General features: G+C 70.3%; 17 protein-coding genes and 1 pseudogene. 11 read left to right on the forward strand and 7 right to left on the reverse strand.

Annotated features, from left to right (window positions below):
• Positions 1–2 precede the first annotated feature (2 nt).
• The gene (gene selD / locus EV671_RS01515) at positions 3–1073 is read right to left on the reverse strand and encodes a selenide, water dikinase SelD (RefSeq protein WP_132569302.1); all 1071 of its coding nucleotides are present in this window, start codon (positions 1071–1073) and stop codon (positions 3–5) included.
• Positions 1070–2032, reverse strand: a complete 963-nt coding sequence (gene senB, locus EV671_RS01520) for a selenoneine biosynthesis selenosugar synthase SenB (protein WP_132569304.1) — start codon at positions 2030–2032, stop codon at positions 1070–1072. The genes selD and senB overlap by 4 nt, the downstream gene beginning before the upstream one ends.
• Between senB and senA the strand changes: the two genes are divergently transcribed.
• The 6 genes and pseudogenes from senA to EV671_RS01550 all read left to right on the forward strand — a co-directional run.
• On the forward strand, positions 2027–3193 hold the full coding sequence (gene senA / locus EV671_RS01525) for a selenoneine synthase SenA (protein WP_132569306.1): 1167 nt from the start codon (positions 2027–2029) through the stop codon (positions 3191–3193). The two genes, senB and senA, sit on opposite strands and share 6 nt — an antisense overlap.
• Positions 3194–3232: 39 nt before the next feature.
• Positions 3233–4090: a putative selenate ABC transporter substrate-binding protein gene (locus EV671_RS01530; RefSeq protein ID WP_132569308.1), complete on the forward strand. Its 858-nt coding sequence runs from the start codon at positions 3233–3235 to the stop codon at positions 4088–4090.
• A gap of 6 nt (positions 4091–4096) precedes the next feature.
• The gene (locus EV671_RS01535; protein ID WP_132569310.1) at positions 4097–4927 is read left to right on the forward strand and encodes a phosphonate ABC transporter ATP-binding protein; all 831 of its coding nucleotides are present in this window, start codon (positions 4097–4099) and stop codon (positions 4925–4927) included.
• Positions 4918–5742, forward strand: coding sequence for a PhnE/PtxC family ABC transporter permease (locus EV671_RS01540; protein WP_132569311.1), 825 nt, complete (start codon positions 4918–4920; stop codon positions 5740–5742). The genes EV671_RS01535 and EV671_RS01540 overlap by 10 nt, the downstream gene beginning before the upstream one ends.
• A gap of 2 nt (positions 5743–5744) precedes the next feature.
• Entirely contained in the window at positions 5745–6554 is an 810-nt protein-coding gene (phnE, locus tag EV671_RS01545; RefSeq protein WP_207911067.1) for a phosphonate ABC transporter, permease protein PhnE, read from the forward strand.
• 78 nt (positions 6555–6632) lie between these two features.
• Positions 6633–6803, forward strand: a pseudogene (locus EV671_RS01550) (MarR family transcriptional regulator); the annotation flags it as partial.
• 15 nt (positions 6804–6818) lie between these two features.
• Here the strand turns inward: EV671_RS01550 and EV671_RS01555 are convergent.
• The gene (locus tag EV671_RS01555) at positions 6819–7043 is read right to left on the reverse strand and encodes a hypothetical protein (protein ID WP_132569315.1); all 225 of its coding nucleotides are present in this window, start codon (positions 7041–7043) and stop codon (positions 6819–6821) included.
• On the opposite strand from EV671_RS01555, the gene EV671_RS01560 reads away from it, so the two are divergent.
• Positions 7030–7653 carry a helix-turn-helix domain-containing protein gene (locus EV671_RS01560; protein ID WP_132569317.1) on the forward strand — a complete coding sequence of 208 codons (624 nt, stop codon included), beginning with the start codon at positions 7030–7032 and terminating at the stop codon, positions 7651–7653. The genes EV671_RS01555 and EV671_RS01560 overlap by 14 nt on opposite strands.
• 93 nt (positions 7654–7746) lie before the next feature.
• Here EV671_RS01560 and EV671_RS01565 read toward each other — a convergent pair whose 3' ends face one another.
• Genes EV671_RS01565 through EV671_RS01580 form a run of 4 tightly spaced genes read right to left on the reverse strand, consistent with a single transcriptional unit; the run spans position 7747 to position 12195 of the window.
• Positions 7747–9216, reverse strand: a complete 1470-nt coding sequence (locus EV671_RS01565) for an aldehyde dehydrogenase family protein (protein ID WP_243655532.1) — start codon at positions 9214–9216, stop codon at positions 7747–7749.
• A 36-nt stretch (positions 9217–9252) separates the two neighbouring features.
• Positions 9253–9606, reverse strand: coding sequence for a cupin domain-containing protein (locus tag EV671_RS01570; protein WP_132569321.1), 354 nt, complete (start codon positions 9604–9606; stop codon positions 9253–9255).
• Positions 9607–9634: 28 nt separating this feature from the next.
• Complete coding sequence (locus EV671_RS01575) at positions 9635–11041, reverse strand: NAD(P)/FAD-dependent oxidoreductase (protein ID WP_132569323.1); 1407 nt, start codon at positions 11039–11041, stop codon at positions 9635–9637.
• Positions 11042–11091: 50 nt separating this feature from the next.
• Positions 11092–12195, reverse strand: coding sequence for an ABC transporter ATP-binding protein (locus EV671_RS01580; protein ID WP_132569325.1), 1104 nt, complete (start codon positions 12193–12195; stop codon positions 11092–11094).
• Positions 12196–12545: 350 nt separating this feature from the next.
• Between EV671_RS01580 and EV671_RS01585 the strand changes: the two genes are divergently transcribed.
• Genes EV671_RS01585 through EV671_RS01600 form a run of 4 tightly spaced genes read left to right on the forward strand, consistent with a single transcriptional unit; the run spans position 12546 to position 19301 of the window.
• Positions 12546–13646, forward strand: a complete 1101-nt coding sequence (locus EV671_RS01585; RefSeq protein WP_165917443.1) for an extracellular solute-binding protein — start codon at positions 12546–12548, stop codon at positions 13644–13646.
• 38 nt (positions 13647–13684) lie between these two features.
• Positions 13685–16138 carry a TonB-dependent receptor gene (locus EV671_RS01590; protein WP_132569329.1) on the forward strand — a complete coding sequence of 818 codons (2454 nt, stop codon included), beginning with the start codon at positions 13685–13687 and terminating at the stop codon, positions 16136–16138.
• Positions 16139–16143: 5 nt separating this feature from the next.
• Positions 16144–17853: an amidohydrolase gene (locus EV671_RS01595; protein WP_165917444.1), complete on the forward strand. Its 1710-nt coding sequence runs from the start codon at positions 16144–16146 to the stop codon at positions 17851–17853.
• 17 nt (positions 17854–17870) lie between these two features.
• Positions 17871–19301 (forward strand): amidase, encoded by a 1431-nt coding sequence (locus EV671_RS01600; protein ID WP_132569333.1) that lies wholly within the window; start codon positions 17871–17873, stop codon positions 19299–19301.
• Positions 19302–19309 lie beyond the last annotated feature (8 nt).

The following is a 19309-nucleotide window of genomic DNA, read 5'->3' on the forward strand; positions in this document are numbered from 1 at the left end:
GTTCAGGCCAGCTGCAGCGCCCGGCCCTGGCGCGGCAGCACGCGGCCGACGACGGCTGCGGCGCCGAAGCCGTGGCGGGCGAAGGCCGCCAATACCGCGTCCACGGCCGCCGGCTCGCAGGACACGAGCAGGCCGCCGCTGGTCTGCGGGTCGGTCAGCAGCGCGCGGTCCTCGGCGGCGAAGCCGGCCGGCAGTTCGACGTCCTGGCCATAGCCGGCCCAGTTGCGGCCCGAGGCACCGGTGACGAAGCCGCGCTGGGCCAGTTCGCGCACGCCGGGCAGCAGCGGCACGGCGCGCCAGTCGAGCTCGACCGTGCAGCCGGCGCCGCGCGCCAACTCGAGGGCATGGCCGGCCAGGCCGAAGCCGGTCACGTCGGTCAGCGCATGCACGCCGTGCAGCTCGGCCAGCTCGGGGCCGGGCGTGTTCAGTTTCGTCGTCGTGTCGATCATGCGGGCATAACCCTCGGCGCCGAGCTGCTCCTTCTTCAGCGCCGCGCTCATCACGCCCACGCCCAGCGGCTTGCCCAGCACCAGCATGTCGCCCGGCCGCGCGTCGGCATTGCGCTTGACGCGCCGGGGGTGGACGAGGCCGAGGGCGACGAGGCCGTAGATGGCCTCGACCGAGTCGATGGTGTGGCCTCCGGCAATCGGGATGCCGGCCGCGTGGCAGACCGAGGCACCGCCTTCCAGCACGCGGCCGATGGTCTGCGTGGACAGCACATTGATCGGCATGCCCACCAGGGCCAGTGCGAGGATGGGTTTGCCGCCCATCGCGTAGACGTCGCTGATGGCGTTGGTCGCGGCGATGCGGCCGAAGTCGAAGGGGTCGTCGACGATGGGCATGAAGAAGTCCGTCGTCGCGATCAGGGCCTGCTCGTCGTTGAGCTGGTAGACGGCCGCGTCGTCGGCGGTCTCGATGCCGACCAGCAGTTCCTTCGGGATCGGCATCGCCGCGGTGCCCTTCAGGATCTCGGACAGCACGCCCGGTGCGATCTTGCAGCCGCAGCCGCCGCCATGCGACAGCGAGGTGAGGCGGGGTTCGGCGGCGGGGGCGGGGCAGGCAGGTGCGTTCATGCGGTGGTCAGTTCGGCAATGAGGCGATGCAGGGCGGCCCGCTCGGCCTCGGGCGCGAACAGCGCGGCGCGCGGGGCCAGTTGGGCGGTGAGCCGGGGCAGCATATCGGCATCGTCGCGGGCGCGTGCGATCAGGGTTGCCAGCGCCGCGTCGTCGCCGGGGTCGAACACGCCTTCGTAGGCTTGGCCCAGCAGGCCGAGGTTGCCGTCTATGCGCGAGGCCAGCACCGGCGTGCCGCTGCGGATGGCCTCGATGACGACATGGGCGCCGCCCTCCATGCGGCTGGCATGCACCAGCACATGGGCGGCCTGGATATGGCGGCGCGTGGCCGCATGCGCCAGGCCGCCCAGCCAGCGGAACTGCGGCCGCGCGGCCGCCAGCGCGGCGGCCTCGGCGCCGAGGGCGGGGTCGAGGGCTGTGCCGATGTGGTCGAGCCGGATGTCGGGCCGCTGCGCCAGCCGGCGCGCGGCACGCCAGAAGGTGCGCGGGTCCTTCTCGTCGCGCAGGTGGCCGACCATCAGCGCGCGCAGATGCCGCCGCGTGTGGGCCAGCGGCGCGCGCTCCGCGCAGGACTGCAGCACGACGCGGGTCTTGGCGCGCAGCGCCTCGGGCAGGCCCAGGGGCCCGAGCTCGTTGAGCACGACGAGGGCATCGGCCAGCTCCAAGGAGCGCTGCGCGCTGGCGTCGCTGGCGATGTCGCGGTAGAGGTCGGTGCCGGTCAGCACGAGCACGGCGGGGCGCGCCGGGTGGGCCGCGCGCCAGGCCTCGAGCGAGGCCGCCGAGCGGCGTGCATGCAGGGCGATCAGCAGGCTGCCCTCATCGCCGGCCTGCCACTGCGCGGCCAGGCACACGCGGTAAGCTGGCCGCAGCAGCCGCGCCCAGCGCTGCGCGGTCTGCCAGTTGCCGTTGTTGGCCTGGGCCAGCGCCGGGGTCACGATGACGAGGGATTCACGATGCACGACGCGAGCCTAACGCCGGCCGCCCGCGATGCCCGCCAGGGCGGACCCGCAGCGCTGGCCGCGGCGTTGCGGGCCAGCCGCGCCGACACGCTGGCCCGCTTTGCTGCCTGCGAGCGCGCGCTGCCGGGGCTGGCCGTGCCGCTGCGGCCCGAGCTCAACCCACCGCTGTGGGAGCTGGGCCATATCGGCTGGTTCCAGGAGTTCTGGATCGCGCGCAACCCCGAGCGCGGGCGCGGCTGGCGGGCCGACCCCGACGCGCCCCGCCTTGCACCGCTGCGGGTTGGCGCCGACGCCCTCTACAACTCAAGCACCGTGCCGCACGACAGCCGCTGGCAGCTGCCGCTGCCCGATGTGGCCGCGACGCGTGATGACCTCGAACGCCAGCTCGCGCGCACGCTGGCCCTGCTGCGCCAGGCCGGCGACGATGACGACGCGCTCTACTTCTTCCGTCTCGCGCTGCTGCACGAGGACATGCACCACGAGGCCGCGCTCTACATGGCCCGCGGCCTGGGTTTGCCGGTGGACGACGAACGCTGGCAGGCCCGCCCGCTGCCCGAGCCGCCGCCGGCCCTGGCCTTTGACGCGGGGCCCTGGCGCCTCGGCAGCGCCGCCGGCGCGGGCTTCGCGTTCGACAACGAGCTGCCCGCCCACGAGGTGGCGCTGCCGGCCTGCCGCATCGATGCGCAGGCGGTGCGCTGGGCCGAATACCTGCCTTTCGTCGAGGCCTGCGGCCTGGCCGCGCCGCGCCATCTGCGCCGCGACGGTGGTCGCTGGCGGCAGTGGCTGAACGGCGAATGGCAGGCCCTGGACCTCGCGCTGGCAGCCTGCCATCTGACCCGACACGAGGCCGAGGCCTGGTGCCGCTGGGCGGGCCGGCGCCTGCCGACCGAGGCCGAGTGGGAGCGTGCCGCCTGCACGCAACGGGCGGACTTCCGCTGGGGCGATGTGTGGGAGTGGACGGCCAGCCCCTTCGCGCCCTTCGACGGCTTCCTGCCCCATCCCTACCGCGACTACTCCGCGCCCTGGTTCGACGGCCGCCCGGTGCTGCGCGGCGCCTCGCACTGCACCCAGCCGCGCCTGCGCCACCCACGCTACCGCAACTTCTTCCCGGCCACGCGCAGCGATGTGCCGGCGGGGTTCCGCAGCTGCGTGAGCAGCTAGAGTGCAAGGCCGCCAAAACGTCACCTCATGGAGTTCGTCATGTCCCGTCTTTCGCCCCTGCGCCGCGCCCTGCTCGGCGGCCTGCTGCTTGCCGCCGCCGGTGTCGTGCAGGCCCAGCAGGTGCTGCGCGTCACGGCCATCCCCGACGAGTCGCCCACCGAGCTGGCGCGCAAGGCCGGGCCGCTGATGAAGTACCTGGAGGCCAAGCTCGGCGTGAAGGTCGAGTACACGCCGGTCACCGACTACGCAGCGGCCGTCGAGACCCTGGTCAACCGCAAGGTGGACCTGGCCTGGTTCGGCGGCTTCACCTTCGTGCAGGCCAATGCGCGCTCGGGTGGCAAGATCATCCCCCTGGTGCAGCGCGAGGAGGACACGCGCTTCCGCTCCGTCTTCATCACGACCGACCCGGCCATCAAGACCCTGACCGACCTGAAGGGCAAGGACCTCAGCTTCGGCTCGCCCAGCAGCACCTCGGGCCACCTGATGCCGCGCAGCTTCCTGCTGCAGGCCGGCCTGAACCCGGAGAAGGACTTCAAGCACGTGGCCTTCAGCGGCGCGCACGATGCGACCGTCGCCGCCGTCGCGGCGGGCAAGGTGCAGGCCGGCGCGCTGAACATCTCGGTGTGGGAGAAGCTGGTGGCCGACGGCAAGGTCGACACCGCCAAGGTGCGCGTCTTCTTCACGACGCCGACCTACTACGACTACAACTGGAGCGTGCACGCCGATATGCCGGCCGCGCTGCGCGAGAAGCTCAAGCAGGCGCTGCTGGCGCTGTCGCGCGACACGGCCGAAGGCAAGGAGGTGCTGGAGCTGCAGCGTGCGACGCGCTTCGTGCCGACCCAGCCCGAGAACTACAAGGGCATCGAGGCCGCCGCCAAGAGTGCCGGTCTGCTCTAAGACGTTGTGAAGCTGTCCCTGCAAGGCCTGTCCGCCCGCCACGCGACGGCACGGCGCGGCGCGGCCGATGCGCTGACCGGCATCGGCCTCGACATCGCCGAGGCCGAGCAGATCGCCGTCATCGGCCCCTCGGGCGCCGGCAAGACGACGTTGCTGGAGGTGCTGGCCTGCGCCCGCCCGCCATCGGCCGGCGCGCTGCGCGTGGACGGCGCCGACCCCTGGGCCCTGCCGGGCGGTGAGCTGCAGCGGCTGCGTGGCCGCTTGATCCTGCTGCCCCAGGTGCCGCCGCTGCCGCCGCGCCAGCGCGTCGTGACGGCCGTGCTGGCCGGCCGGCTGCCGGCCTGGAGCCTGGGCACGGCGCTGCGCTCGCTGTTCTACCCGGTCGACATCCCGGCGGCCGATGCGGCGCTGGAAGTCTTCGAGCTCGGCGACAAGCTGTTCGAGCGGGTGGACCGGCTCTCGGGCGGCGAGCGCCAGCGCGTCGGCCTGGCGCGTGCGCTGGTGGCGCCGGCGCGGCTGTGGCTGGTGGACGAACCGCTGTCGGCCCTGGACCCGGCCCGCGCCGAGCGCGCCATCGCGGCGCTGGCGCGCGAGGCCGGCGCGCGCGGCGTGACGCTGGTGGCCACGCTGCACCAGGTGGACACGGCGCTGGCGCATTTCCCGCGCATCGTCGGCCTGCGCGACGGGCGGCTGGTGTTCGACCTGCCGGCGGCCGAGGTCACGCCCGAGCTGCTGGCGCGCCTGTATGCCCAGCACGAGGACGAGCTGCATGGCGGCGCGGCGCCGCAGGCCGGGGCGCTCACCGAGCCGGCGCGCGTGGCGATGCAATGCCGCTGAACCCTGCCCGCCACGACCCCGCCTGGCGGGGCCGCCTGGGCGCCATGCTGGCGGCCCTGGTGCTGCTGTGGCCGCTGCTGGTGGCCACCGAGTTCAAGCCCTGGCTGCTGCTGGAACCCGAGTCGCTGCGCGTGACCGGCGGCTTCCTGCGCAGCTTCCTGCCGCCGGCCCTGGGCGCCGGCTTCCTGCTGCAGGTGGCGCGCGAGACCTGGGCCACCGTCGCGATGGCCACGGCCGGTGTCACGCTGGCCCTGCTGCTGGCCGTGCCGCTGACGCTGGCGGCCACGCGCGCGCTGTCGGTGTCGGGCCTGAGCGGGCGCATGGCGGCGCTGCCTCTGGTGCTGCGCCAGTTGGTGCGCCTCGTGCTCGTCGCGCTGCGCAGCGTGCCCGAGCTGGTCTGGGCGCTGGTGTTCGTGCGCGTCGTGGGCCTGGGGCCGGCGGCCGGCGTGCTGGCCATCGCGCTGACCTATGCCGGCATGCTGGGCAAGGTCTATGCCGAGATCCTGGAGAGCGGCGACGCCCAGGTCACGCAGACGCTGCTGCGCAATGGCGCGGGCCGGCTGCAGGCCTTTGCCTACGGCCTGTTGCCGCAGAACGCCGCCGAGCTGACGAGCTACACCGTCTACCGCTGGGAGTGCGCCATCCGCAGCTCTATGGTGCTCGGCTTCGTCGGCGCGGGCGGCCTGGGCCAGTTGATGGACGGCTCGCTGAAGATGTTCGCCGGTGGCGAGGTGCTGACGATGCTGGCGGTCTTCGTCGCCCTCGTCGCGCTGGCCGACAAGCTCAGCGCCGGTCTGCGCAAAGCGCTGGGATGACGATGTCGCGCCCCGACCGCCTGCCGCCACCGCTGTTCAGCGCGCGCTGCCGTGCCTGCTGGCTGGTGGCGGGCGTGCTCGTGTTGATCGCCGCCAGCTTCCTGTCGCTGGACCTGCATCTCGCGGCCCTGGCCACGCCCGAGGCGCTGGCCAGCATGGGCGGCTTCCTGGCCGAGTTCGCGCCGCCCGAGCTGGCGCCAGACTTCGTCGCCAAGACCGCGGCCGCCGCCTGGGAGACGCTGGCCATGTCGGCCCTGGGCACGCTGCTGGCCGCTGCGGCCGGCCTGCTGCTGGCCCTGCCGGCGGCCCGGCTGCATGCGGGTGACGCAGCGCGCACCCGCGGCCCGGCGCGGCTGCTGCTGAACGCGCTGCGCTCGGTGCCCGAGCTGGTCTGGGCTGCCATGCTCATCATCGGCGCCGGTCTGGGGCCCTTCGCCGGCACACTGGCGCTGGCCATCCACACCAGCGGCGTGCTCGGCCGGCTGTTTGCCGAGGCACTCGAGAACGCGCCACCCGGCCCGGCCGCGGCGCTGCGCGCCCAGGGCGCGGGCGCTGCGCGCGTGCTGCTGTACGCGACGCTGCCCCAGGTGCTGCCGCAGCTGCTGAGCTACACCCTCTACCGCTGGGAGAACAATATCCGCGCCGCCACTGTGCTCGGCGTCGTCGGCGCGGGCGGCCTGGGCCAGATGCTGCTGTTCCACCTCAGTCTGTTCCAGATGCACAAGACGGCCACCGTGCTGCTGGCCATGGGCCTGCTCGTCGTGGGCGTGGACGCCGCCAGCCACGCCATCCGGCGCTGGCTGACGCGCTGACGGCCGTCACCCGCCTGGCGTTGGACGCGCCGTCGCCCGGGCCTTCTCTAATGGTTTGAGCAACAAGGGAGGATCTGCATGGCATCCAAGACGGGAGGGTTCCCGACGCTCGACGACAAGCTCTGCTTTGCGCTGTACTCGAGCTCCCTGGCCATGCTGCAGACCTACAAGCCGGCCATGGCCGCGGTGGGCCTGACCTACCCGCAATACCTTGTCATGCTGGTGCTGTGGGAGGGCGATGGCGTTTCAACCTAGATCCGGCAGTTACCCCGTCGCTGGCAGCGCGTTGAGCGGCGGCGAAGGGGCAATGGACGGCGCGATGCGCTGGCAGATGTAGCGCACGAGCGTGGCCCAGCGATCGACCCGCGGCAACTGCTCCGCAATTGCCTTCACATGCTGTAAGGCCGCGCGGATGTTGACGATCAGCGCCTTGATGGTCTGCAGCTTGCCGTGCAGCGGCGAGGTCCGCACGGTGATGGCGGTATGCACCGGCGCCTTCATCCTGGGCCGGGCAGGTTTGCTGGGTGGCCAGGCCGCCACCACGACGGCCGGCGCCAATCCCCAGTTGGCGAAGCTGTTTCCCAAGGCCCATGTGGTGACCGACAGGCGCTATGTGGACAGCGGCAGGATCCTCACAACGGGCGGCCTGTCGGCCGGTATTGATGGCGCGCTCCATGTGGTGGACCGCGACGTGGGCCGGCTGCGTGCGCAGAGCGTGGCCTGCTTCATCGAGTATGAGTGGCGTGCCGACGGCGCCGGTGGCTCCGGCCAGTTGGCGACCCACCGCATGCCCGACCTGACCGAACTCCTGCAGGCCAGCGCGTCGTGGCTGCGGGTTGTCGATCAGGGCGACGCGCGGCAATGGGAAATCAGCGGTCGCCTGGAGATCAGGACCAGCCCCGATCAGTTCCTGGATGCCGCCGCGGCCACGGCCGGTGCGCAAGCCTGGGCTGTGCAATCCGACGGCGCCAAGCTGCGCCGCAGCTTCGTCAAGACGCAGGGCGGCGCGTCGTGGCGCTTCAGCTTGTCGCTGGATCAGGAAGCTGGGCCCGGTGAATACCGATTGAAGATGCACATCCAGCAGGTCCCGAGGACTTGACGCCGGGTGCCTGGACTTGTGGCGTTGGCCGGCGGCGGCCGGCAACAACGGCCCAGGCGGCCCAGGCCAACCGGGCCCGGCCGGCGCGCCCCTTCACCGCGTGTACCAGCCGACCGGGCCCGGCCTGAGGTTGGTGCTCACCTGCTTGACCTGCTGGTACTCCAGCAGGCCGTTGACGCCCAGTTCGCGCCCGTAGCCGCTCATCTTGTAGCCGCCCCAGGGCGCTTCGTTGAAGGTCGGGTTGTAGCAGTTGATCCAGGTGATGCCTGCGCGCAATTCGCGCACCACGCGCAGCGCGCGCGCGCCGTCGGTGGTGAACACGCCGCCGGCCAGGCCGTAGCGCGTGTCGTTGGCCATCTGGATGGCCTCGGCCTCGGTCCTGAAGGTCTGTATCGAGGCGACGGGGCCGAACACCTCCTCGCGCACGATTTCCATGTCGGGGGTGCAGTCGTCCAGGAGGGTGGGCTGCATGAAGAGGCCCTTGGCGCAGTCGCCCGCGACATGGCGCTGCCCGCCGCACACCAGCCGCGCGCCCTGCGCCTGCGCGCGCTCGACGAAGCCCAGGATCTTGTCCAGCTGCGCCTGCGAGACGATGGCGCCGATGTCGGGGTCTTCCAGCCCGCGCCCGATGGTTATGGCCCGGGCCCGCTCGGCCAGTCGCCCGACGAAGCGGTCCTTGATGGATTCCTCGACCAGGATGCGCGCGCCCGCCGAGCACACCTCGCCCTGGTTGAAGAAGACGCCGATCATGGCCCACTCGACCGCCCCCTCCAGGTCGGCATCGGCGAAGACGATGTTGGGCGACTTGCCGCCCAGCTCCAGGCCGACCTTCTTGAGGTTGCCCACCGCGGCGCGGGCAATGGCCTGGCCCGTCGGCGTGCTGCCGGTGAAGGTGATCATGTCGACGTCGTGGCTCGCTGCGAGCTCGGCACCCACGGTGGCGCCAATGCCCAGGACCAGGTTCGCGGTTCCGGGCGGCAGGCCCGCCTGCTCGAAGATCTCGAACAGCGCGATGGCGGACAGCGGCGTCAGCTCGCTGGGCTTGAAGACCACGCAATTGCCTGCGGCCAGGGCCGGGGCGAGCTTCCAGGTGGCCATCAGCAGCGGGTAGTTCCAGGGCGTGATCTGCGCGCAGACGCCCACCGGCTCGTGCATGGAGAAGGCGTGCATCGGCCCGAAGGCGTCGCTGACCTCGTAGACGCCGCCCTGCGGCGCGCCGATCAGGCCGGCGTAGTAGCGGAAGCAGGCGGCCGCGTCGTCGATGTCGCAACGCGCCTCGCGCAGGGGCTTGCCGTTGTCGCGCGAGTCGAGCCGCGCCAGTTCGTCGGCCCGGTCGCCGATCGCGTCGGCCACGCGCAGCAGCAGTTCCGCGCGCTTGGGCGCGGGCGTGCGGCGCCAGCGGCCGTCCGCATAGAAAGCGTGCTTGGCGGCTGCGATGGCGGCGCGGGCGTCGTCGGCATCGCTGTCGGCGACGAGGCCGATGGTTTCACCGTTGGCGGGGTCGGTGATCTCGCGGGTGGCGCCGCTGACGGCAGGCTGCCAGCGCCCGTTGATGTAGTTCATTCGGAGGTTCATGTTCAGTCCGGCATCCAAGGCGTATCAAACGATGTAGATCTTGCGCAGCGTCTGCGTCACCGTCCAGGTCGTGGCGGCGCCGGCGGCGAGCCGCCCGACCACGCCGGCCCGCAGCACCAGGTCGGGCGACCCGTCCGAGAACTGGATCGTGCCTTCACCCGCTAGCACGACGAAGAATTCCTCGCTCTCCACATCGGTGCTGACGCTGGGCGAGATCTCCCAGACGCCGATGGTTCGCCCGCCCAGTTCGCCCAGCACGGCGGTGCCGACCCGGACGCGGCCGGCCAGGGTCCGCTCGGGCGGCAGGTCTTCGTAGGCCAGCACGACCGACGCGGCTTGAACGCCTTGGTTCGAGAGGAGGGTGGCCAGGTCAGGCATCGTGGTCCTTGGTGGGGTGAGGGAGGGGTCAGGAGTCGAAACCCAGGCCCAGGGCGTCGAGCACCCGCAGCAGCGGGCCGCGCTTGCCGTGGTTGTGGTCGGCCTTGTTCAGCGCGCGGCGCACGGCGGAGATCACGGCGAAGGCGATCGGCTCGGGCGGGAAGGGCATGGGCACCTCGCGCACCATGCGCAGCCGCGTGCGTTCGGTGTCGAGCCGGAAGAGGCGGTCCAGCAGCACATTGGCCGCGAAACGCGTGGCGCCAACGCCCAAGCCGGTGAACCCGGTCGCCTGCGCAACGCGGCCGCCATGGGATTGAACGAAGAAGGCGCAGAAGCGCGAGGAGGTGTCGATTGCGCCGGCCCAGCGGTGCGTGAAGCGGATGCCCTGCAGCTGCGGGAAGGTCGTCAGGAAGTGGCTGGCGAGCCTGCGGAAGGACTCAGGCCGCGCCTCGTGCTCGGGGCGCACCTTGCCGCCGAAGTGGTAGATGGCGTCGAAGCCGCCGAACAGGATGCGGTTGTCACGCGTGAGGCGGTAGTAATGGAACTGGTTACCCATGTCCGCAATGCCCTGCCGGTGCCGCCAGCCGACGGCTTCGAGCTGCGCGGCCGAGAGCTGTTCGGTCATCAGCACATAGTCGTAGACCGGCACCGTGTGGAAGCGGAAGCGCTTCAGCAGCGAAGGAAAGGCATTAGTTGCCAGCACCACGCGATCGGCGAGGACGGTGCCGGTCGGCGTGGCCAGCCGCATCTTTGCGCCCTTGCTGGCCATGCCCTTCACGGGCGATTGCTCGAAGAGGCGCACGCCCAGCTCGGAGGCGACCTGCGTCAGGCCCACCGCCAGCTTGCCGGGGTGCACCAGCGCGCAGCCCTCGCGTTCCCAGAGGCCGGCCAGATAGGTGGGCGAGTTGACCTCGGCGCGGACATCGTCCTGCGACAGATGGCCGTCATCGTGCGCGCGGAGCTGCTCCGCCTGGTGGGGCTCGACCGCGACGGTCAGCACGCCGGTGCGCTCGAAATCGCAGTCGATCTGGTAGCGGCGTAGCGTGGCTTCGAATTCGTCCAGGTTCTGCTCGCCGAGGGCGCGCAGCTGGTCGACCTCCTCCGGCCAGCGCTGCAAGGCGTTTTCCTCGCCGTGGGTGATGCTGGCCTCGCAGAAGCCGCCGTTGCGCCCCGAGGCCGCGCCGCCGATGCGGTCGGCTTCCAGCAGCACGACGTCCAGCTCGGGGTGCCTCTCCTTCGCCAGGATCGCCGTCCACAGGCCCAGATATCCGCCGCCAACGATGGCAAGGCCGGCCGGGGCGCTGCCTTCGAGCGCAGGGAATGCCCGCCGGCCCGGCAGTTCATCGAGCCAGTAGGTGCGCTGCACGCTGCCGGCCAGCGCGGCGTCGATCAGGTGGGGGGCCGGCGCGAGGCGCTCGAAGACGGTGCTTGGCATGGGCAGGGTGGTTTCTTTATGCGTGTTCTCGGACTTGATCGGTCCATGCGTCAATGGCTCAGCACGATCTGCGCGCTGTCGGTCCAGGTGGCCCAGACGCCTTCGCCGGGATGGAGCATCTCGTCATGGCGCCTTTCGGTGTTTGCCATCGAGACTTTCAGCAGGGCCCCGCTCGCGGTCTGCAGGTGATAGACGGTGTAGGCGCCGAAGTAGGCGCGGTCCCTGATGGTGGCCTGCACGCAGTTGAAGCGCGTGTCGGCGGGTGCCTGCCTGGAGAGCGCGATCTTCTCGGGGCGCAGCGCAACCGCCAAAGGCATGCCGAGGCTGCCGCTGATGCCGTGGCCGACCAGGTGCTGGCAGTCCGCGCAGTCGACGATCACGTGATCGGGTTCGTCGGTGCCGAGATGGCCGTCCATCAGGTTGACATTGCCGATGAAGTCCGCAACGAAGCGCGTGCCCGGCACCTCGTAGATCTCGGCCGGCGACCCGACCTGAAGGATCCTGCCCTCGCTCATCACCGCGATGCGCGAGGCCATGGTCATGGCCTCTTCCTGGTCGTGCGTGACCATCACGCAGGTCACGCCGACCTCGTGGATGATGTTGACCAGCTCGACCTGCGTCTCCTCGCGCAGCTTCTTGTCGAGCGCGCCGAGCGGCTCGTCCAGCAACAGCAGCTGCGGGCGCTTGGCCAGGCTGCGCGCCAGGGCCACGCGCTGCTGCTGCCCGCCGGAGAGCTGGTGCGGCTTGCGCTGCGCGAACCTGCCCAGCTGCACCAGCTTCAGCATGGCCTCCACGCGTTCGGCGATCGCGGCCTTGGCGCAGTCCTCGCGGCGCAGGCCGTAGGCGATGTTGTCCCACACGCTCATGTGCGGAAACAGCGCATAGCTCTGGAACATGATGTTGATCGGCCGGGCATGGGGCGGCAGGCCGGCCAGGTCCCGGCCGTTCAGCACGATGCGGCCGCTGGTGGGCGCCTCGAAGCCGGCGAGCATGCGCAGCAGCGTGGTCTTGCCGCAACCCGATGAGCCCAGCAGCGCAAAGATCTCGCCACGCTCGATGTCGACCGAGACGCCGTTGACGGCCACGGCCCCGCCGCCAAAGTCTTTCACCACCTGGTCGATGCGTAGATAAGGGGTCGTTGCGACGGGTTGCATGTTGTTCTCGTTGCGCCTGGCTGGCTCGGGCTCACGCCCTTGCAGGGTGCGGCTCCGGCACGCCATCCACGCCGATGGCAGGGCAGCCGTAGCGCGGCTGGGAGTGCGCATCCTGAGGGAGCGGCTTGCTTGCAATCAATGACGGCAAATCACAGCTTACTTGGTGGTTGATGCAACTAATGGGGCGCATGGGGCCAAGCCTGGGTTTGTCCCAGGCCGGTGTCCCCCGCTTGTCCACCGCGACGCGGACAGGCCCGGGCTTCAGCCGCTCACAGAATGGGACAAGCAATCGACGCCGCCCGCATTCCCGAGGGCCGTCTGTTTGCCATGGCGAGGGACTGATGCTCGGTTTGTGGCGATCTCTGTGGGTGGGTGTGCTGGGGCTGGCCCTTGGGGGCGGCGCCGTCGGTGCGCAGGCGCAGGCAGAGAAGACCTTGAACCTCTACAACTGGGCGGACTACATCGGCCCGGACACCATCCCGAGCTTCGAGAAGGCCACGGGCATCAAGGTCAACTATGACGTGTTCGACAGCGCCGAGCTGCTGCAGTCCAAGCTGCTGCTCGGCCGCACCGCCTATGACGTGGTGGTGCCCAGCGCGGCCTATGTGCGCAACCAGATCGCCGCGGGCATCTTCCAGAAGCTCGACAAGCGGCGCCTGCCCAACCTGAAGCAGCTCGACCCGGCCCTGATGGCCAAGCTGGCGACCATCGACCCCGGCAACAACTACGTGGTGCCCTGGGCCTGGGGCACCAACGGCCTGGGCATCAACGTGCAGAAGGTGCGCGAGATTCTCGGGCCGGAGGCGCCGCTGGACAGCCTGGCCCTGCTCTTCGACCCCCAATACGTCTCCAAGCTGAAGGCCTGCGGCGTGTCGGTACTGGACTCGCCGGGCGACATGGTGTCCCTGGCGCAGGCCTACCTGGGGCGCCGCACCGACCAGATGACCGCCGAAGACCTGAAGGTGGCCTTCGAGCTGCTGCGCCGCGTGCGCCCCTACATCACGCAGATCAACACGACCAGCTACAACAACGACCTGGCCCAGGGCGACATCTGCCTGGCGGCCGGCTATTCGGGCGAGTTGACCCAGGCCGTGCGGGCATCGCGTGCGGCGGGCAAACCATTCGAGGTGCGCTATGTGCTGCCGCGTGAAGGCTCGGTGGTCTGGATCGACGTGATGGCGGTGCCCACAAGCGCGCCCCACACCGACGCCGCCTACCGCTGGATCAACCACGTGCTGGACCCCCAGGTCAGCGCCGGCATCGTCAACCAGATCATGTTCCCGACCGCGGTGCCGGCCGCCAGCGCCCATGTGCGCCCCGAGATCCGCGACAACAAGGCGCTCTACCTCGACGCCGCCGCCATCGACCGGCTGGGCCTGGCCACGCTGGGCACCTTCGAGATCAACCGCCAGCTCAACCGCATGTGGCTGTCCTTCAAGTCACGCCATTGAGCGGTCTTCACACCGCCTCTTCAAAACCTAGGACTTCCATGAGAACCACACGACGAGCCCCCGCCCTCCTCGCCCTCGCCGCGGGCGCCCTGTGCGTGTCCAGCGCATGGGCGCAAAGCGCGCCGCAGGCGCCGGGCGCCGCTGCATCCCAGGCCGACCGCGGCAACGACGACCTCAACAAGCTGGACACCGTGGTGGTGACCTCGCAGCGGCGCGAGCAGGTGATCAGCAAGGTGCCCATGAGCGTGGCGGCCATGAATGCCGTCGCGCTCGAAAAGCAGAGCGTGCGCGACCTGACCGACATCAGCCGCGCCACGCCGGGCCTGACGCTCAGCAGCCCCGACCCCTCCGGCGAATCGAACATCTCCATCCGCGGCATCAGCTCCCTGGTCGGCGCCGCGACGACGGGCATCTACATCGACGACGTGCCGGTGCAGATCGCCAACATCGAGGGCTGCCCCATCCTGTGCGCGGGCGACCCGACGCCCAAGCTCTTCGACCTGGACCGGGTCGAGGTGCTGCGCGGCCCGCAGGGCACGCTCTACGGCTCCAGCTCCGAGGGCGGCGCGGTGCGCTTCATCACGGCCGCGCCGAAGCTGCGCGGCGAGCTCACCGGCCTGGCGCATACCGAGGTGGCCGGCTGGCAGGGCGGGGCGCCGAGTGCCGAAGCCGGTGTCGTGCTCGATGCGCCGCTGGCCACGGACCTGGCGGGCTTTCGCCTGAGCCTGTGGCAGCGGCACGAGGGCGGCTATGTGGACGCCTACTCGCCGACCACGGGCGACCTGGTCAAGCGCAACGTCAATGCCAGCAACTCGCGCGTGGCGCGCCTGGCCGTGAAGTTCACCCCCACCGACGAGCTGACCCTGACGCCGTCCTACTACTACCAGGACGTCAAGCGGGCCGACCGCGCCACCTATGCCGAATCCCTGGGCCTGGACAAGACCAACGCCAACATCGCGCAGCCCAACCATGACCGCTTCGGCATCGCGGCGCTGACGGCGGACTACGACTTCAATGCCTTCAACCTGAAGGGCATCGTCTCTCACCTCAAGCGCACGGAAGACCGCACCGACGACTACTCCAACTTCGGCGAAGGCCGCGAGATCCTGAACCAGCTCATGGTGCCGGCCGGGTTCCCGATCGCCGCCCTCGACCAGCCGCTGCCGACGAAAAAAGGCATGGGCACGGCCAACTCGCTGACGCGCAACACGCAGAACACCTGGACCGAGGAGATCCGCCTGACCTCCAAGGACAGCAAGGAAGCGCGCCTGTCCTGGATTGCCGGCGCCTACTTCCAGGTCGCCCGCCAAGGCTTTGCCGAATACATCTACGAGAACGTGGCGGCGGTCTCCTCGGTCTATGACGCGCTGTGGGGCGGCGGCGGCTCGCTCTACGACCCCAACGACCCGCTGGGCAACGTCAGCTACACCGAGGACGACCATTACAAGACCACCGAACAGGCGCTCTATGGCGAGGCCAGCTACAAGCTGATGCCCAGCCTCACGGCCTCGCTGGGCCTGCGCCTGACCCGCATTACGAACTCCTTCGACAGCACGCTGGGCGGCTGGTGGTCCGGCGGCCCGGCCCGCTACACCGGCAGCGGCCAGGAGCATCCGGTGACGCCCAAGGTCGGCCTGTCCTACCAGGCCACGCAGGACAGCCTCTACTACGCCACGGTCAGCAAGGGCTTCCGCTCCGGCGGCGTCAACGCCTCGCTGGCGACCAACCCGACCTGCCAGACCGACCTGAACAACCTGGGCGGGACCAATGTCGAACCGCTGCTCTACAAGTCCGACTCGGTCTGGAGCTATGAACTGGGCTCCAAGCAGACCCTCGCCGACGGCGCGGCCCAGCTCAGCGGCAGCCTCTACCTGATCCGCTGGAGCAACGTGCAGACCCAGGTCGAACTGCCGACCTGCGGCTTCGGCTACATCGCCAACATGGGTGCCGCCACGAGCAAGGGCTTCGACATGGAGCTCCAGGTCAAGGCCAGCAAGGCGCTGACGCTGTCGGCCTCGCTCGGCTACGACAAGGCCGAGTACAGCCAGTCGGTGACCAACGCCGGCTTCACGCTGGGGCTCTCGCCGGTGCAGTACCTGGTCAAGTCGGGCGATGCGCTGCCGACGCCGCGATGGACCGCCGCCCTGGGCGCCGAATACGGCTGGCAGCTCGGCAGCGTGGGCGCCGCCTTCGTGCGGGCGGACTACCAGTTCGCCAGCGGCTACGCCCGCATCGGCAGCGAGGGCACACAGGGCTACGACCCGGACACCCGCATGGTGAACGCGCTGCACCTGCTGAACCTGCGCGCCGGGCTCAAGTCCGGTGCCTGGGACTACAGCCTCTACGTCAAGAACGCGCTCAACACCCGCACCGAGATGAGCCGCTTCCATTCCTTCAGCCAGTCCGCCATCACCGGGCAGCCCTCGCAGCTTTACTACGGCACCGCGCTGGCACCGCGCATGGTGGGTGCCTCCGTCAACTACCGCTTCTGAGCCCCATGAAATCCTTTCTGCATTCCCTGATCGGCGCCGCCGCGCTGCTGTCCCTGCCGGCCTTGCATGCGCAAGACCTGCTGCTCGTCAACGCGCGCGTCTTCACCGGCAACGCCGCGCATCCGTATGCCCAGGCCGTCGCCATCCACGGCGAAAAGATTGCCGCCGTGGGCAACCCGGCCGAGATCGCCGCCGCGGTTGCCGCCGATGCCCGGGTGATCGACCTCGGCGGCAAGACCCTGCTGCCCGGCCTGATCGACAGCCACGCCCATGTGATCTACGGCGGCACGGAGCTGCTGTCGGCGACCGTCGAGCCCACCGTCACCCAGGTCGACCAGGTGGTCGCGGTGGCGCTCAAGGCGCTCAAGGCCGGCAAGAGCATGCGCGGCGACGTGCTGGTGGTGGGCGGCATGCCGCTCAAGATCTGGAGCCAGCTGCCGCAGCTCAACGCGCGCTTCAACACGGGCGCCTTCGCCAAAGTGCCGGTCATGCTGCGCGGCTCGGACGGGCACACCTCCTGGGCCAACCAGACGCTGCGCGAGCGCGCCGGCATCACGCCGGCCTTCCTGCGCGGCCTGACGGAGCAGCATCTCAAGTACTACGGCCACGCCAAGGATCTCGTGCCGGACGGCTTCGTCGTCGATGAGGGCCAGGCCCGGCTGCAGAGCCACGTGCCGGAGCCCGATGCGGCGACCCTGCTGCAAGCCGGCCACGCCGGGGTGGCCTATATGCACGGGCTGGGCATCACCTCCTGGCTCGACGCCCTCGCCACGCCCGACATCCTCGCCACCTACAAGGCCCTGGCCGACCGGGGCGAGCTCAAGTCCCATGTGGCGGCCTTCGTCGAGGTCAAGGCCGATGCCGCCGAGCCGCTGACCCAGGTCCAGGCCCTGCGCCAGCAGTACGCCAACGTGCCGGGCCTGAGTGTTGCCGGCATCAAGATCTTCATGGACGGCGTGGTCGAGTTCCCCTCGCACAGCGCCGCCATGTCCGTGCCCTACAAGGTGACCGGCAAGATGGGCGACCTGCTGTTCCCCGCGGACAAGTTCGCGCATGTCGTCACCGCGGCCGACAAGGCCGGGCTGGTCGTGCATGTCCATGCCATCGGTGACCGGGCCGTGCATGAATCGCTCAACGGCTTCGAGGCGATGCGCAAGGCCAACGGCGACAGCGGCTTGCCCGACACGATCACGCACCTGCAGTTCGTGCAGCCGGCGGACATGCCGCGCTTCAAGGCGCTGGGCGTGCTGGCTTCGGTGCAGCTGCTCTGGGCCGAGGCGAGCACCGACACCATCGACCTGATCAAGCCCTATGTCGATCCGGCCATCTATCCCTGGCAGTACCCCGCGCGCTCGATGCTGAACGCCGGGGCCACGGTGTCCGGCGCCAGCGACTGGCCGGTCTCGACGGCCAGCGTCTTCGAAGGCATCGCCCAGGCCGAGACCCGCAAGGGCGCCAAGGGCGTGCTCAACGCCGCCGAGGACATGCCGCGCGAAGCCATGTTCTACGCCTACACCCTTCATGCGGCCCGGGCCATGAACCAGCAGGACCGCATCGGCTCCATCGAACCCGGCAAGCAGGCCGACCTGACCCTGGTCGACCGCGACGTGCTCACGGTCAGCGCCAAGGAACTCAAGGAGACCCGGGTGCTGGGCACCATGGTCGGCGGCGAATGGGTGTACCGGGCCACGAAGAACGACCCCGCCCTGAACTGAACTGATCCCCCGCCGACATGAGCCCCCAAGACCTCTGCTATCTCTCCGCCACCGATGCGCTGCGCGCGTTCGGCGACGGCAGCCTGACCCCGCCCGACTACCTGGAGGCCCTGCTCACGGCCGCCGCCGGCTGCCAGTCCACGGTGAACGCCACCACGGTCATCCATGCCGACGAGGCACGCCGCCAGGCCGAGCGGGCGCAAAAGCGCTGGCGCGACGGCACGGCGCGGCCGCTGGAGGGCATCCCCGTCATCGTCAAGGAAGAGACGGCGGTGCGCGCCTGGAACAGCACCTTCGGCTCGGAGATCTGCGACGAGGTGGCCGAGGAAGACCACCCCATCGTCGATAAGCTGCGCCGGGCCGGCGCGATCTTCCACGTGCAGGCCACCAACCCCGAGTTCTGCTGCCTGGGCCACACCTGGAGCCGGCGCTGGGGCGTCACGCGCAACCCCTGGAACCTGCAGAAGTCCTGCGGCGGTTCCAGCGGCGGCTCCGGCGCCGCGCTGGCCGCCGGGCTCGGCCCCCTGGCCACCGGCAGCGATATGGGCGGCTCCATCCGCCTGCCCGCCGCGATGAATGGGGTCTACGGCTTCAAGCCGCCCTCGGGGCGCCTGCCGACCAGCCCCGGTGACGAGCTGTTCGGCTTTGCCGTCGAGGGGCCGATGGCGCGCAGCTTCGACGATCTCGTGCTGATGCAGAACGTCGTCGCCGGCCCGCACCCGGACACCTACGCCACCGTGCCCTTCACGCCGCTGCCGCAGCGCTGGCGCAGCCTGGAAGGCGTGCGCATCGCCTACTGTCCGAGCCTGGGCGCGCGGACCATGGCGCGCGACGTGCGCGCCAACATGGACCGCGCGCTGGCCGCCCTGCAAAGGCGCGGCGCCACGGTGCAGACCGTGGACCTGCGCTGGGACATGGCCGAGGTCGGCCACACGCTGATGGAAGGCATCATGGCGGTCTACTACGCCGAGTTCCTGGAGACCATCCAGGAGGCCGACCGCGCCCGCCTGTGCAGCTACAACCAGGACACCATCCGCAGGTTCCTGGGCCAGCCCAATTCCCTGGCCAAGGCGGCCGACCTGGCCTCGGCCCTGCACCGCGAAATGCAAGCCAAGGTCTGGGGCCTGGGCTTCGACGCCCTGGTCTGCGGCACCACGCTCGGCACGGACTTCGCGGCCGACCAGGACCCGGTGGCCGAGCCCAGCCTGTCTATCGAAGGCGTGGCGGTCGATGCCTTCCTGGCCTGGGCCCTGACGCCGGCCTTCAACCTGCTGTCGCGCTACCCCGTGATGGCCGTGCCGACCGGGCGCGACAGCGCCACCGGCGTACCGACGTCGATGCAGATCGTGGCCAATTCCTACAATGACGAGATGGTGTTCCGCCTTGCCCACCACCTCGATGCCAGCGGCGCTTCGGGGCTGTTCAAGAGCGAGTTCCCGACCTTCTGAGGCCAGCC

Source organism: Roseateles saccharophilus, from assembly GCF_004342485.1.
GTDB classification, from domain to species: Bacteria; Pseudomonadota; Gammaproteobacteria; order Burkholderiales; family Burkholderiaceae_C; genus Pelomonas; species Pelomonas saccharophila.